General features: G+C 72.6%; 14 protein-coding genes. 7 read left to right on the top strand and 7 right to left on the bottom strand.

Annotated features, from left to right (window positions below):
* Nucleotides 1-31: 31 nt before the first annotated feature.
* A complete protein-coding gene (locus ACFVDM_RS27580; RefSeq protein WP_383645696.1) occupies nt 32-421 on the bottom strand; it encodes a DUF5997 family protein in 390 nt (129 codons plus the stop codon).
* A 57-nt stretch (nt 422-478) separates the two neighbouring features.
* Between ACFVDM_RS27580 and ACFVDM_RS27575 the strand changes: the two genes are divergently transcribed.
* A complete protein-coding gene (locus tag ACFVDM_RS27575; RefSeq protein WP_383645690.1) occupies nt 479-1294 on the top strand; it encodes a LysR family substrate-binding domain-containing protein in 816 nt (271 codons plus the stop codon).
* Nucleotides 1295-1372: 78 nt separating this feature from the next.
* Nucleotides 1373-1801 (top strand): hypothetical protein, encoded by a 429-nt coding sequence (locus ACFVDM_RS27570; protein ID WP_383645686.1) that lies wholly within the window; start codon nt 1373-1375, stop codon nt 1799-1801.
* Here ACFVDM_RS27570 and ACFVDM_RS27565 read toward each other — a convergent pair.
* On the bottom strand, nt 1695-2822 hold the full coding sequence (locus tag ACFVDM_RS27565) for an IS110 family transposase (RefSeq protein ID WP_383645681.1): 1128 nt from the start codon (nt 2820-2822) through the stop codon (nt 1695-1697). The genes ACFVDM_RS27570 and ACFVDM_RS27565 overlap by 107 nt on opposite strands.
* Before the next feature lie 256 nt (nt 2823-3078).
* Here ACFVDM_RS27565 and ACFVDM_RS27560 point away from each other — a divergent pair, with 256 nt between their 5' ends.
* From ACFVDM_RS27560 to ACFVDM_RS27550, 3 genes are all read left to right on the top strand, one after another.
* Nucleotides 3079-3591 carry a DinB family protein gene (locus tag ACFVDM_RS27560; RefSeq protein ID WP_383645676.1) on the top strand — a complete coding sequence of 171 codons (513 nt, stop codon included), beginning with the start codon at nt 3079-3081 and terminating at the stop codon, nt 3589-3591.
* A 106-nt stretch (nt 3592-3697) separates the two neighbouring features.
* Nucleotides 3698-4195: a peptidylprolyl isomerase gene (locus ACFVDM_RS27555; protein ID WP_383645673.1), complete on the top strand. Its 498-nt coding sequence runs from the start codon at nt 3698-3700 to the stop codon at nt 4193-4195.
* Between the two features lie 160 nt (nt 4196-4355).
* Nucleotides 4356-5111, top strand: coding sequence for a Clp protease N-terminal domain-containing protein (locus ACFVDM_RS27550; protein WP_383645670.1), 756 nt, complete (start codon nt 4356-4358; stop codon nt 5109-5111).
* A gap of 77 nt (nt 5112-5188) precedes the next feature.
* Here ACFVDM_RS27550 and ACFVDM_RS27545 read toward each other — a convergent pair whose 3' ends face one another.
* The 3 genes from ACFVDM_RS27545 to ACFVDM_RS27535 all read right to left on the bottom strand — a co-directional run bounded on the left by ACFVDM_RS27545 (nt 5189) and on the right by ACFVDM_RS27535 (nt 7514).
* A complete protein-coding gene (locus ACFVDM_RS27545; RefSeq protein ID WP_383645667.1) occupies nt 5189-6340 on the bottom strand; it encodes a serine hydrolase domain-containing protein in 1152 nt (383 codons plus the stop codon).
* 112 nt (nt 6341-6452) lie between these two features.
* Nucleotides 6453-7028 carry a histidine phosphatase family protein gene (locus ACFVDM_RS27540; protein ID WP_383645664.1) on the bottom strand — a complete coding sequence of 192 codons (576 nt, stop codon included), beginning with the start codon at nt 7026-7028 and terminating at the stop codon, nt 6453-6455.
* A 57-nt stretch (nt 7029-7085) separates the two neighbouring features.
* Nucleotides 7086-7514, bottom strand: coding sequence for a GNAT family N-acetyltransferase (locus ACFVDM_RS27535; protein ID WP_383645661.1), 429 nt, complete (start codon nt 7512-7514; stop codon nt 7086-7088).
* Nucleotides 7515-7616: 102 nt separating this feature from the next.
* Here ACFVDM_RS27535 and ACFVDM_RS27530 point away from each other — a divergent pair, with 102 nt between their 5' ends.
* The gene (locus tag ACFVDM_RS27530) at nt 7617-7826 is read left to right on the top strand and encodes a DUF1918 domain-containing protein (RefSeq protein ID WP_383645657.1); all 210 of its coding nucleotides are present in this window, start codon (nt 7617-7619) and stop codon (nt 7824-7826) included.
* Between the two features lie 10 nt (nt 7827-7836).
* Here ACFVDM_RS27530 and ACFVDM_RS27525 read toward each other — a convergent pair whose 3' ends face one another.
* Nucleotides 7837-9090, bottom strand: coding sequence for a glycoside hydrolase family 10 protein (locus ACFVDM_RS27525; protein ID WP_383646151.1), 1254 nt, complete (start codon nt 9088-9090; stop codon nt 7837-7839).
* A gap of 213 nt (nt 9091-9303) precedes the next feature.
* Between ACFVDM_RS27525 and ACFVDM_RS27520 the strand changes: the two genes are divergently transcribed.
* On the top strand, nt 9304-10164 hold the full coding sequence (locus tag ACFVDM_RS27520) for a 3-hydroxybutyryl-CoA dehydrogenase (protein ID WP_383645654.1): 861 nt from the start codon (nt 9304-9306) through the stop codon (nt 10162-10164).
* A gap of 253 nt (nt 10165-10417) precedes the next feature.
* On the opposite strand, the gene ACFVDM_RS27515 is transcribed toward ACFVDM_RS27520, so the two are convergent.
* A complete protein-coding gene (locus ACFVDM_RS27515) occupies nt 10418-11758 on the bottom strand; it encodes a transcriptional regulator (protein WP_383645648.1) in 1341 nt (446 codons plus the stop codon).
* Between the last annotated feature and the right edge of the window lie 44 nt (nt 11759-11802).

Genomic DNA, 11802 nt, shown 5'->3' with positions numbered 1-11802 from the left:
CGCCCCCACGGCGGTGTCGGTACGGAACGGGTTACGAGCGCGCCCGGCGCTCCGCGTCGCGCTCCTTGATGCGCACGGTTTCCTTGCGGACCTCGGCCTGCGTGGCGCGCTCCTTGCGCAGCCACTCGGGGTCCTCCTGCTTGAGCGCGTCGATCTGCTCGGTGGTGAGGGCCTCCGTCACACCGCCGCGGGCCAGGCCGGAGATGGAGACGCCCAGCTTGGAGGCGACGACGGGGCGGGGGTGCGGACCGGTGCGCCGCAGCTCGCGGAGCCACTCGGGCGGGTCGCTCTGGAGCGCCGCCAGTTCGGCGCGCGAGACGACACCCTCCTGGAACTCGGCGGGGGTGGCCTCGAGGTACACACCCAGCTTCTTCGCCGCGGTCGCGGGCTTCATGGTCTGGGCGGTCTGGTGCGACGTCATGGCTCCAGGGTATCGAGCGTGTGCGCCGGCTCCGACCACGGCCGGTAACCTGGCGGGGTGACAGGCTCGGACGTATCCCCTTCGTTCCGGCTCGCGTATGTCCCGGGGGTGACGCCCACCAAGTGGGTGCGTATCTGGAACGAGCGCCTGCCCGGCATCCCCCTGACCCTCGTCCCGGTGCCCGCCGCCGGGGCACAGGCGCTGCTGCTCGACGGCGGCGCCGACGCGGGCTTCGTCCGGCTGCCCGTCGACCGTACGGCGCTCAGCGCGATCCCCCTGTACACCGAGCAGACGGTGGTCGTGATCCCCAAGGACCACGTGGCCGCGGCCGTCGACGAGGTCTCGCCGGAGGAGCTGGCCGACGAGGTGGTGCTGCACCCGCTCGACGACACCCTCGACTGGGAGCGGCTGCCCGGGAAGCCGGCGGTCGAGCGGCCCGCGACGACGGCGGACGCCGTGGAGCTGGTGGCGGCCGGGATCGGGGTGCTCGTCGTGCCCCAGTCGCTGGCCCGGCTGCATCACCGCAAGGACCTCACCTACCGCCCGCTGACCGGGGCGCCCGAGTCGCGGGTCGCGCTGTCCTGGCCCGAGGACCGGACCACCGATCTGGTGGAGGACTTCATCGGGATCGTGCGCGGCCGGACCGTGAACAGCTCCCGGGGCCGCACCACCGCTCCCCCGGCCAAGGACAGGTCCGCACGCGGCGACGGCGGCGCGCGCCGGGGGACGGCGGGGAAGAACCCGCGCGGCGGCTCCGGCGGTCCGAAGGGGTCCGGGGGCGGCGCCAAGGGCGGCAAGGGGGCCAAGGGCGGCGCCCGGGGCACGAAGGGCGGCGGGCCGGCCAAGCGCGGCAAGCCCCGCGGACGTTCGTAAGCCCGTACCGCGGGTCGTTGAAGCTCCTATAGATCGTCAAGCTGGTCGGTGGTAGCGGCTGAGCCGTACTGTGTCTGGGTGCGCTACTTGGCGGAGTCCTTCATCCTCGGGGCCTTGAGGCGAAGCCGTTCGGTCGAGCAGTTCCTCGGGCCGGTCGGCCCGCCCGAGCGCCGCGGTGTGCGGTATGTCGAGGTCCGGGCGGCGAGGACGTCATACGAGGTCTACGTCCATGCCGTCGAGGACGTCGGGCACGAGGGCTTTGTGGACTTGGACGTATTTCCGCCGTTCGATCAGGACGCCGAGGAAGAGGACTTCGGCCAACTCCTGGGCACCACTGAGGACCCGCAGGACGCGCTGACTCTTGCCGAGGAGCGCACGGGAGCTGTGCCCGGGCGATGGGTCAACCAGGGTGTCGTGCAGGACGAGTACCGCGACTTCGTCCGGGCCGGCCGCCGGTCCGGCATGTCGCCGGACGGGGCGTCGGAGCCGGGACGCCGGTGGCTTTGATGTGCCTGTAGACCTCGCGGGCGACAAACCTCTTCAGGCACCGCATGACGTCCTTGGTGGACATGCCTTCGGCGGTGCGTCTGGCGACGTAATCCCTGGTCCGTGAGTCGTATTGCATACGAACCAGGACGATGGTGTAGAGGGCGCTGTTGGCGTGCCGGTCTCCACCGCGGTTGATGCGGTGGCGGTTGGTGCGCCCTGAGGAAGCGGGGATCGGGGCGGCCGCGCACAGGTGCGCGAAGGATGCTTCGGACCGGAGCCGGTCGGGGTTGTCTCCGGCGGTGATCAGAAGCTGTCCGGCCGTCTCGATGCCGACTCCGGGCAGGGCGACGAGGCTGGGGGCCGCCCGGGTCACGAGGGGGGCAAGGTCGGCGTCGGCTTCTTTGATCTCCTGCTGAAGGGCCTGGTAGCGGCGGGCGAGGCGGCGCAAGGCCATCCTCGCCGCCAAGGCGGGGTCGGTCAGGTCCCCGGTGGGCCGGGTCCGAGCGAGGGTGTCGATGAGCACGGCGGTGGGCAGTCCCCGCAGCTTCTCCCGCAGGGCGGAGGGCGCGGTGACCATGAGAGAGCGGATCTGGTTGATGGTCTGGGTGCGGGCTTTGACCGCGCTCTTGCGGACCACGCGCAGCGCGCGGATGGCTTCCACGATCCCGTTGCGGCTCTTCGGCGTTCCGCTTGCGCGGCCGGAGAGGACGGCGGTGGCTGCCGCATAGGCGTCGATCGGGTCGGACTTGCCGTGGGCCCGTCTGGCCCTGCGGTCCGGGCGGTCGACTTCCACAACCGTGATGCCGTTGGCTGTCAGGAACCGGGCGAGTTCGGCGCCATAGGCTCCGGTGCCCTCCATCCCGACCGCGATGACGTCGCCCTGGGCACAATGCCAGGCCAGCAGCTGCTCGTAGCCGGCCGATGTCGTCTCGAACGACTGCGTGACCAGGTGGCGACCGACCGAGTCGATCACTGCAGCTTGGTGGATGTCCGTGTGGGTGTCGACTCCGCCGATCACCGCTATCCCGGGCGCGCTCATGCCAGTTGTGCCGTCCTTCGTACGAGGCGTAGGGGAACAGCGTGTGCTGCCCGGGCAGACGGACGAGACAGTGAAGAGGCCCGACGGCCAAGCTCCTATGAGGTCACGGACGCCCGCGAATACACGCAGTGACATCACCCGCGGGCCGACGATTCAACGCACAGGCAGCATAAGCGCCAGTCAGACCCAGAGTCAGACCCCCGAGCGATACCGCGTACATCCTCACTGTCAGACCCTGCTGGCACCATCGGTGATCATGACGCACACCGAACGCCCGATGCCGCCCCTGAACGCCGACGAGCACACCTCCCTGGCCGCCTGGCTGGACTTCTACCGCGCCACCGTCGCGCTGAAATGCGAGGGCCTGTCCGACGCCCAGGCGCGGACGGCCTCCGCCGCCCCGTCGGAGCTGACGCCGCTGGGTCTCGTCCAGCACCTCACGGAGGTGGAGCGGAACTGGTTCCGCAGGGTGCTGGGCGGGGAGGACGTGCCGCCGGTGTACGGGGACGCGCCCGGTTCCGGTGGCCACGACGGGGGCTTCGACCTGGCGCGGGACGCCACCCTCGCGGACGCCGTCGCCCGCTGGCAGGAGGAGATCGCCGTCGCGCGGGCCGCCTGTGCCGCGCGCTCGCCGGAGGACACCGCCCCGTTCATGGGCGGCGAGGTGAGCCTGCGGTGGATCTACACGCACATGATCGGGGAGTACGCCCGCCACTGCGGCCACGCCGACCTGCTGCGGGAGCGGATCGACGGCGCCACCGGGGTGTGACGGCGCCCCGCCCGGCGGTGCCCGGAATCCGGGCGCGCGCGGGCGTGAGCGACGTATCACCGCTCCCGCCCGTCACGGACACACCGGGGGATGTCAGGATGGTTGTATGACGAGCCAGGTTTACTTCGACATCACCATCAACGACGAGCCCTCCGGGCGGATCGTCTTCAACCTTTTCGACGACATCGTCCCCAAGACCGCGCAGAACTTCCGCGAGCTGGCGACCGGCCAGCACGGCTTCGGTTACAAGGGTTCGTCGTTCCACCGCGTCATCCCCGAGTTCATGCTCCAGGGCGGTGACTTCACCCGCGGTGACGGCACCGGCGGCAAGAGCATCTACGGCGCCAAGTTCGACGACGAGAACTTCAAGCTGGCCCACACCAAGCCGGGTCTCCTGTCCATGGCGAACAGCGGCCCGAACTCCAACGGTTCGCAGTTCTTCATCACGACGATCGTGACCTCGTGGCTGGACGGCAAGCACGTGGTCTTCGGCGAGGTCGCCGACGAGACGAGCATGGCCCTGGTCAAGAAGATCGAATCGCTGGGCTCGCAGAGCGGCCGCACCAAGGCGAAGATCACCATCGCCGACTCCGGCGTTCTCTGATCCCCGCACGGCGCAGCCGAACCGGAAGCGCCGGCCGACGTACACCGTCGGCCGGCGCTTCCGTCGTTCCCGGGCGGCGGCGCGCGGTCCCGGAATCGCACACATCTTCACTGTCAACCGAAGGTTGACACTCCCTCCACTGTCAACCTATCGTTGACACATGACGCAACCCAAGGGCATGAGCCACCCCGTCCGTCTCGACGACCTCATCGCAGCCATCAAGAAGGTCCACACGGACGCCCTGGACCAGCTCCAGGACGCCGTCATCGCCGCGGACCACCTCGGCGACATCGCCGACCACCTGATCGGTCACTTCGTGGACCAGGCCCGGCGCTCGGGCGCCTCCTGGACGGAGATCGGCAGGAGCATGGGCGTGACCCGCCAGGCCGCCCAGAAGCGCTTCGTCGCCAAGGACCCCGGCGAGGCGTCCGGCCTCGACCCCAACCAGGGCTTCGGCCGCTTCACCACCCGCGCCAGGAACGTCGTGATGGCCTCGCAGAACGAGGCACGGGCCGCCGGCAGCACCGAGATCGGCACCGCGCACCTCGTGCTGGGCCTGCTCAGCGAGCCGGAGGCGCTCGCGGCGGTCTTCATCAAGGGCCAGGGCGTGGTGCTGGACACCGTCCGCCAGGCCGCCACCGAGGCGCTTCCGGCGGCCACCGAGGGCGAGGTGCCCGAGCTGGTCCCGTTCGACGCCGACGCGAAAAAGGTCCTGGAGCTGACCTTCCGCGAGGCCCTGCGGCTGGGGCACAACTACATCGGCACCGAGCACATCCTGCTGGCCCTGCTGGAGCACGAGGACGGTGCGGGCCTGCTCACCGGACTCGGCCTGGACAAGGCCGCCGCCGAGGCGGCCGTCACCGAGATGCTCGCGGTCCTCACCGCGGGCGCCCCGGACACCGGCGAGAAGGACTGACCCGGCCCCCGAAGGGTCCGGCGGCGTCGCGGAACCCCGTCACGCCGCCGGACCTCCACCGGCCCCGGGGCCGCCGGTCACAGCGACGCGTACACCGCGCCGATCAGAGCCGTCTTGCGCGGGTCGTTCGCCAGGTGCGGGCCCATCCGGTTCATGACGTACCCGAGGGCGACCCCGTTCTCCGGGTCGGCGAGGCCGAAGGAGCCGCCCGCACCGTCGTGGCCGACGGCCCTCGGATTGGGTCCGTAGGTGCCGTCCGGCCCGCTCAGCCAGAGCCCCAGGGCGATCTCCGTCTCCTGGGCGAAACCACCGCCGAGCACCAGGTCGTGACAGCGGCCCTGCCCCTCGCGGACCCGTTCGGCGGCCTCCGGCGATAGGATCCGGACTCCGTCGAGGCTGCCGCCCCCGGCGAGGACGCCGTAGAGCGCGGCGACCGCGCGGGCCGTGCCGTGGCCGTTGGCCGCGGGTATCTCGGCGGCGCGCCAGCCGGAGCTGTTGGCGGCCTTCGCGCCCGTGGGCGGGTTGAGCAGGGCGGCGACGGCGACCGGTCCCAGCTGTGCGAGGAGCGCGGCCTGTGAACGCCGGCCGGACCCCGGGGCGACGAGGTCCGCGACCCGGTCCGCCGCCTTCTCGGGCAGCCCGACGGAGAAGTCCGCGCCGAGCGGTTCGGCCAGCTCCCGTCGCAGGAACTCCCCCGGCGGCATCCCGGCGACCCGCCGGATCACCTCGCCGACCAGGAAGCCGTACGTCAGGGCGTGGTAGCCGGAGCGCGTGCCGGGCTCCCACCAGGGGGCGGTCGCCGCGAGCCGGGATGTCGTCAGCTCCCAGTCGTACAGTTCCTCCAGCGCGTGCGGTTCGCGGAGCCCGGCCAGGCCGGCCCGGTGCGAGAGCAGATGCCGGACGAGGACGTTCTCCTTGCCGGCCGCGGCGAACTCCGGCCAGTAGGCGGCGACCGGGGCGTCGAGGTCGAGGAGCCCCCGGTCCGCCAGGACATGGGCGCAGAGCGCCAGCGGCCCCTTGGTCGTGGACCAGACGTTGACGAGGGTGTCGCGCTCCCAGGGGCGGGTGCGGGCGGCGTCCGCCCAGCCGCCCCAGAGGTCGACCGCGGGCCGGCCGTCGACCAGCACGGTGAAGGCCGCCCCCAGCTCGTCCCGCGTGTCGAAGTTGGCCTCGAACGCGGCGCGCACCGCGGCGAACCGCTCGTCGCAGTGGCCCTGGATCGGTAGCACTGGGGATCTCTCCTCGCCCGGTCGCGCCCGGTGTACCCGGTGCGCGTTCAACGTACCGACTGGTCGGACCGGCGGGAAGGGGCGGGCCGCGGTGATCCACGGGGAATCCCGGTCAGCGGACCCCGGTCTCCAGGCACAGGCTCCAGCGGCGCGGCAGCCCCGTGAGCGTGATCGTGGAGAGCGGGCGGACGTCCACGTTCCAGTACGTCGGGGGCGGGGCCTTCAGCGCGTAGACGAGGGCGGCCCGGACGACGGCCGGTTCGGCGACCGCGACGATGGAGCCCTCGACGGCGGGGCGGGTGTCCAGCCAGCCGCCGATCCGCGAGATGAAGGCGAGGAGGGATTCGCCGCCGTGGGGCGCGGAGCGCGGGTCCGCCAGCCAGGCGTCCACCGCCGCCGGTTCGCGGGCGGTGACGTCGGCGAGGGTGCGGCCGCGCCAGCGCCCCATGTCGCAGTCGCGCAGGGCGGGCTGGACCAGCGGCGCGAAGCCGAGCATGTCGCCGGTGGCACGGCTGCGGGCGGTCGGCGAGCAGTAGCGCAGTTCGGCCGCCCCCAGCGGGAACAGCGCGGGGGCGGCGAACTGCACCTCGTGCCAGCCGGCCTCGTCGAGCGGCCGGTCGTCGTCGAAGCGCTCGCCGAGCAGCGCCGAACTGCGTGCCGCTGCGACGAGCGAGACTCGAACACTCATGGCCGAGATCGTGGGTCCGAACACGCGCCGGGTCAAGAGCGCCTTCGCGGCTCGTTCTCAGGCGAGCCGCAGGCTCATCCACTGGTCCGGCTGCTCCAGTGGCCGGAATCCGACCTTTTCGTACACGCCGTGGGCGTCGTCCGTGGCGAGCAGCAGCCGGCGGACCCCGGCCGCGGCGAGGTGGTCGCGCGCCTCGCCGGCGAGGCGTACGCCGAGCCCGTGGCCCCGGGCCGCGGGGTCGACGTACACATCACAGAGCCAGGCGAAGGTGGCGGAGTCGGTCACCACCCGGGCGTAGCCCACCTGCTCGCCGGAGCCGACCGCGTACGCGCCGAAGTTCAGGGAGCCGGCGATGGCCCGGTCGTGGTGCTCGCGGGTGCGCCCCTCGGCCCAGTAGGTGGTGGAGAGCCAGTCGTGGATCCGGGCGGCGTCCAGCCGGGAGGGGTCGGACGATATCTCGTAACGTTCCTGGGACGTCTGCGTCATGTCCGGACCCTACCGGGCGGGACCGTCGTGGCCCGGCGGCCGGTGGCCGTCCGGTCATAGACTTGTCGACATGGACGCCATCCCGTGAGGAGGTCACTCCCGATGGAGGCACACACGGGCGACCGGCTGCTGACGCACGGCAGGACCGTGGGGCAGCACGACCGGGAAGCCGAGATCCTCGAAGTGCTCGGGGACGGGGGCACTCCCCCGTACCGGGTCCGCTCCGAGGACGGACATGAACACCTGATCGCCCCCGGCCCGGACAGCGTCGTGCGGCACGGCGCCTGCCGGGACGGGGATCCGCGGTCCTGACAGGGGCCGGTCAGCGGGGTGCGCGGGCCCGCGACCGGTAGTGGTCGGCCACGAGCCGGTCCATCGCGCCGATCCGGTCCGTGACCACGCTCTTCGCGGAGAAGTAGGCGTGGCCGCGGACCTGGTCGTAGCCGGCCGCGACATCGAGGTGGCGGGAGAGTTCCGCCGGGTCCTGCCAGGCGGCGGGCTGGGCGGGGTCGCCCGCCTTGTACAGGGCCTCTCCGATGAACAGGTCCACCTCCGTGCCCCGGACCGTCGTGTCCCACCAGCCCACCAGCTTCCGGTAGTCGGCGGCGGCGAGGCCGATGTTCCAGTAGAGCTGGGGGCAGATGTAGTCCACCCAGCCCTTGCGGACCCAGCCCCGGGTGTCGGCGTACAGGTCGTCGTAGGTCTCCACCCCGGCCGAGGTCGGTGAGCCGAGCGCGTCCGTGGAGGCGTTGCGCCACACCCCGAAGGGGCTGATCCCGAACCGCACGCCCGGCTTGAGCGCCTTGATCCGCTCACCGGTCTCCCGCACCAGCCGGTCGATGTTGTCGCGCCGCCAGGCCGCCCGGCCGGAGAAGCCCCCGCCGTACTTCTTGAAGGCGGCGTCGTCGGCGAAGCTCTGGCCCGAGACGGGATACGGGTAGAAGTAGTCGTCCCAGTGCACGGCGTCGATGTCGTAGCGGCGGACCGCGTCCAGCATCGCGTCCTGGACGAAGGACCGGACCTCCGGCAGACCGGGGTTGTAGTACAGCTTCCCGCCATAGGGCACGACCCAGCCGGGGTTGCGGCGCGCGGGGTGGGAGGCGGTGAGCCGGGAGGGGTCGGTGTGGTTGGCGACGCGGTACGGGTTGAACCAGGCGTGCAGTTCCAGATCGCGGGCGTGGGCCTCCTCGACGGCGGTGCCCAGCGGGTCCCAGCCCGGGTCCTTGCCCTGGGTGCCGGTCAGACAGGCCGCCCACGGTTCGTAGGTGGAGGGCCACAGCGCGTCGGCGCTGGGGCGCACCTGGAGGATCACGGTGTTCAACCGCCGGTCGACGGCCTCGTCCAGATAGGAGACGAGTTCGGCGCGCTGCTTCGCGGCCGTGAGACCGGTCTTCGAGGGCCAGTCGATGTTCGCCACGGTGGCGATCCACATCCCTCTCAGCTCCCGGTGGACCACCTCGCGCGCGCCACCGGCCGGACCTGCCGCTCCGGCCGCACCTCTCCCGGTCGCCGCGGCGTCTCCGGCGAGGGCCGCGGCGGCCACCACCCCCGCCACCGTGCCGGTGGCCCCGGTCATGAACGCCCTGCGGTCCATCCGTCCCATCGCCCCGCTCCTGCCGTCTCGGTCCGCGTCCTGTCCCCGGGAATCCGGGGGGGGTGGAACGAGCATGCCCGCCCCAGCCCCCGATCCCGGGGAGGCGCGGAGTAACGTCGTGGGGTCGTGGTGGAGCCCGGAATCAGACGGAAGCCGCCGAACGTGAACAGCGAAAGGCACGAGGTGACGGACTCTATGGCCGACATTGCACGCGTCGGAGTGGTGGGCTGTGGCCAGATGGGCGCGGGCATCGCGGAGGTGTGCGCCCGCAGCGGCCTCGACGTCAAGGTGGCCGAGACCACCGGCGAGGCGCTGGAGATCGGCCGCACCCGGCTCCACAACTCCCTGTCCAAGGCCGCCGAACGCGGCAAGATCACGGCGGAGGAGCGCGACGAGACGCTCGGCCGCCTCAGCTTCACCACCGACCTCGGGGAGTTCGCCGACCGCGATCTCGTCATCGAGGCCGTCGTGGAGAACGAGCAGGTCAAGACCGAGATCTTCCAGGTGCTCGACCAGGTGGTGACCCGCCCGGACGCCATCCTGGCCTCCAACACCTCCTCCATCCCGCTGGTGAAGCTGGCCGTCGCGACCTCCCGCCCGGACCAGGTCATCGGCATCCACTTCTTCAACCCGGCGCCGGTGCAGAAGCTCGTCGAGCTGATCCCCGCGCTGACCACGTCGGACGAGACCGTCACCCGGGCCGAGGCCCTGGTCCAGGACGTCCTGGGCAAGCACCCGATCCGCGCCCAGGACCGCTCCGGCTTCGTCGTCAACGCGCTGCTGATCCCGTATCTGCTCTCCGCGATCCGGATGTTCGAATCGGGCATCGCCAGCCGCGAGGACATCGACAACGGCATGGAGATGGGCTGCGCCCACCCCATGGGCCCCCTGAAGCTGGCCGACCTGATCGGTCTGGACACGGTCGCCTCGGTCGCCGACTCGATGTACGCCGAGTACAAGGAGCCCCTGTACGCCGCTCCCCCGCTGCTCCAGCGCATGGTCGACGCGGGGCGGCTCGGCCGCAAGACCGGGTCGGGGTTCTACCCGTACGCCTGATCCGGCCGTGGGGGGGGGGGGGGGGGGGCCGCCCCCCCCCCCCCCCGGCGGGGGGGGGGGGGCGGCGCCCCCCCCCCCCCCCCCCCCCGCCCCCCCCCCCCCCCCCCCCCCCCCGCGCCCCCCCCCCCCCCCCCCCCCCCCCCGTCGCGCCGGGGGGGCCCGCCCCCCCGGGGGGGTGGGGGGTCGCGCCCCCGGCCCCCCCGGGGGGGGGGGGGGGGGGGGCCCGCCCCCCCCCCCCCACGACGGAGGTTCCTCACAGCGGTACGCGCAGCGCCCCCTCGACCAGAGCGGCGGCCCGTCCGGCCTCGGCGCTGCCGCTGGCCACCAACTGTCCACGCACCTCGCGCAGCCGGTCGCGCAGCCGCCGCGACTCCATGCCGCCGGCACGCTCCGCCATCTCCGTCGCGATGACCGCGGCCCGGTCGGCCTCGCCCCGGCGCAGTTCGATCGTGGTGAGGATGGCCAGCCGGTGGACGCGGCCCCGGTCGTGCGCCGGGGTGCGCACCGCGGCGGCGGCGTGCTCGACGGCGGCCGGCAGGTCCCCGAGGCCGAGGAGCGCCTCCGCCACCTGGACGTCGACCAGCCCCGGCTGCACGTACCCGGTCTCGTCCGGCTCCCGTTCGGGACGGATCCGCGCGGCCTCGGACTCGGCGTGCCGGATGCACCGCCGGGCGTTCGGTCCGTCGCCGAGATGGGCGTACGCCTTGGCCTGCATCGCGTGGAGATCGGCGGCCAGTGCCGGGGTGATCTCGCCCCCGGCGGCCCGCAGCGCGGACTCGGCGAAGGCGACCGACTGCCGGTACTCGGCCAGGAACAGCGACTGGTTGACCAGCAGCGCGATCACATAGCCGCCGAGTCCCCGGTCGCCGCTCGCCTTGGCCAGCCGCAGCGCCTGGTGGAAGTAGCGCTGGGCCAGTCCGTGCGCGTCGGAGTCGTAGGCGCAGATCCCGGCGACGGCCACCAGCGCGCCGGTCGCGCGGTGCAGCTGACGCCCCGTCGCATCGCTGTAGCCGCCGCGCAGCAGCGGGGCCGTCTCGGCGTTGAGGAAGCCGATGATGCGCGAACGCGTCGCGATTCCGCCCGCCTTGCGATACATCAGTTCGTAGTGGGCGCGCGCGGCCCGCAGCATCGCTATGTCGGCCGTACCGACGCGGCGCGGCCCGGTCCGGGAGACGTCGGCGTCCTCCGGCGGGTTCTCCCATTCCCAGACGGGCATCACCGCCGTGGTCCCCGTGGCGGCCGGGGCGGCGGCCAGTCCGTGGCGCTGCTGTTCGTCCGAGCGCCACAGGGCGGTGGTCCGTTCGACGAAGCCGGTGAGCGAGGAGGCGGGGGCGGCCGGACCGCCGGCGGGGAACGCCATGCCGATGTCGTCGAGCGAGAGCGCCCTGCTCAGACGGTGGCCCAGCACCTCGCAGATGAGGTCGGGGACCTGGCCGCGCGGGCGCTGGCCCTTCAGCCAGCGGGCCACCGCGGTGTGCTCGTAGCGCAGACACAGTCCCCGGTCCCGCCCCGCCCGGTTCACATGGGCCGCCAGTCCGGCCCGGGAGACACCCGCCTCGTCGATCAGCGCCTCTAGCAAGGTATTGGGCTCCATTGCCCCCATCGCCCCCTCCGGGTGGATCGGCACGCCACGGACGT

The sequence above is a fragment of the Streptomyces sp. NPDC057682 genome (genome assembly GCF_042799575.1).
In the GTDB taxonomy this organism is placed as follows: Bacteria; Actinomycetota; Actinomycetes; order Streptomycetales; family Streptomycetaceae; genus Streptomyces.
The sequence above is the reverse complement of the archived record's forward strand: the minus strand, read 5'-3'. Positions and strand labels throughout refer to the sequence as shown.

Bases quoted from the DNA above. Each gene is read 5' to 3' on its own strand.
- ACFVDM_RS27550 (WP_383645670.1), top strand. From the start codon at position 4,356: ATGACGCAACCCAAGGGCATGAGCCACCCCGTCCGTCTCGACGACCTC.
- ACFVDM_RS27580 (WP_383645696.1), bottom strand. From the start codon at position 421: ATGACGTCGCACCAGACCGCCCAGACCATGAAGCCCGCGACCGCGGCG.
- ACFVDM_RS27540 (WP_383645664.1), bottom strand. From the start codon at position 7,028: ATGAGTGTTCGAGTCTCGCTCGTCGCAGCGGCACGCAGTTCGGCGCTG.
- ACFVDM_RS27560 (WP_383645676.1), top strand. From the start codon at position 3,079: ATGACGCACACCGAACGCCCGATGCCGCCCCTGAACGCCGACGAGCAC.
- ACFVDM_RS27555 (WP_383645673.1), top strand. From the start codon at position 3,698: ATGACGAGCCAGGTTTACTTCGACATCACCATCAACGACGAGCCCTCC.
- ACFVDM_RS27535 (WP_383645661.1), bottom strand. From the start codon at position 7,514: ATGACGCAGACGTCCCAGGAACGTTACGAGATATCGTCCGACCCCTCC.
- ACFVDM_RS27515 (WP_383645648.1), bottom strand. From the start codon at position 11,758: ATGGAGCCCAATACCTTGCTAGAGGCGCTGATCGACGAGGCGGGTGTC.
- ACFVDM_RS27530 (WP_383645657.1), top strand. From the start codon at position 7,617: ATGGAGGCACACACGGGCGACCGGCTGCTGACGCACGGCAGGACCGTG.
- ACFVDM_RS27525 (WP_383646151.1), bottom strand. From the start codon at position 9,090: ATGACCGGGGCCACCGGCACGGTGGCGGGGGTGGTGGCCGCCGCGGCC.
- ACFVDM_RS27520 (WP_383645654.1), top strand. From the start codon at position 9,304: ATGGCCGACATTGCACGCGTCGGAGTGGTGGGCTGTGGCCAGATGGGC.
- ACFVDM_RS27565 (WP_383645681.1), bottom strand. From the start codon at position 2,822: ATGAGCGCGCCCGGGATAGCGGTGATCGGCGGAGTCGACACCCACACG.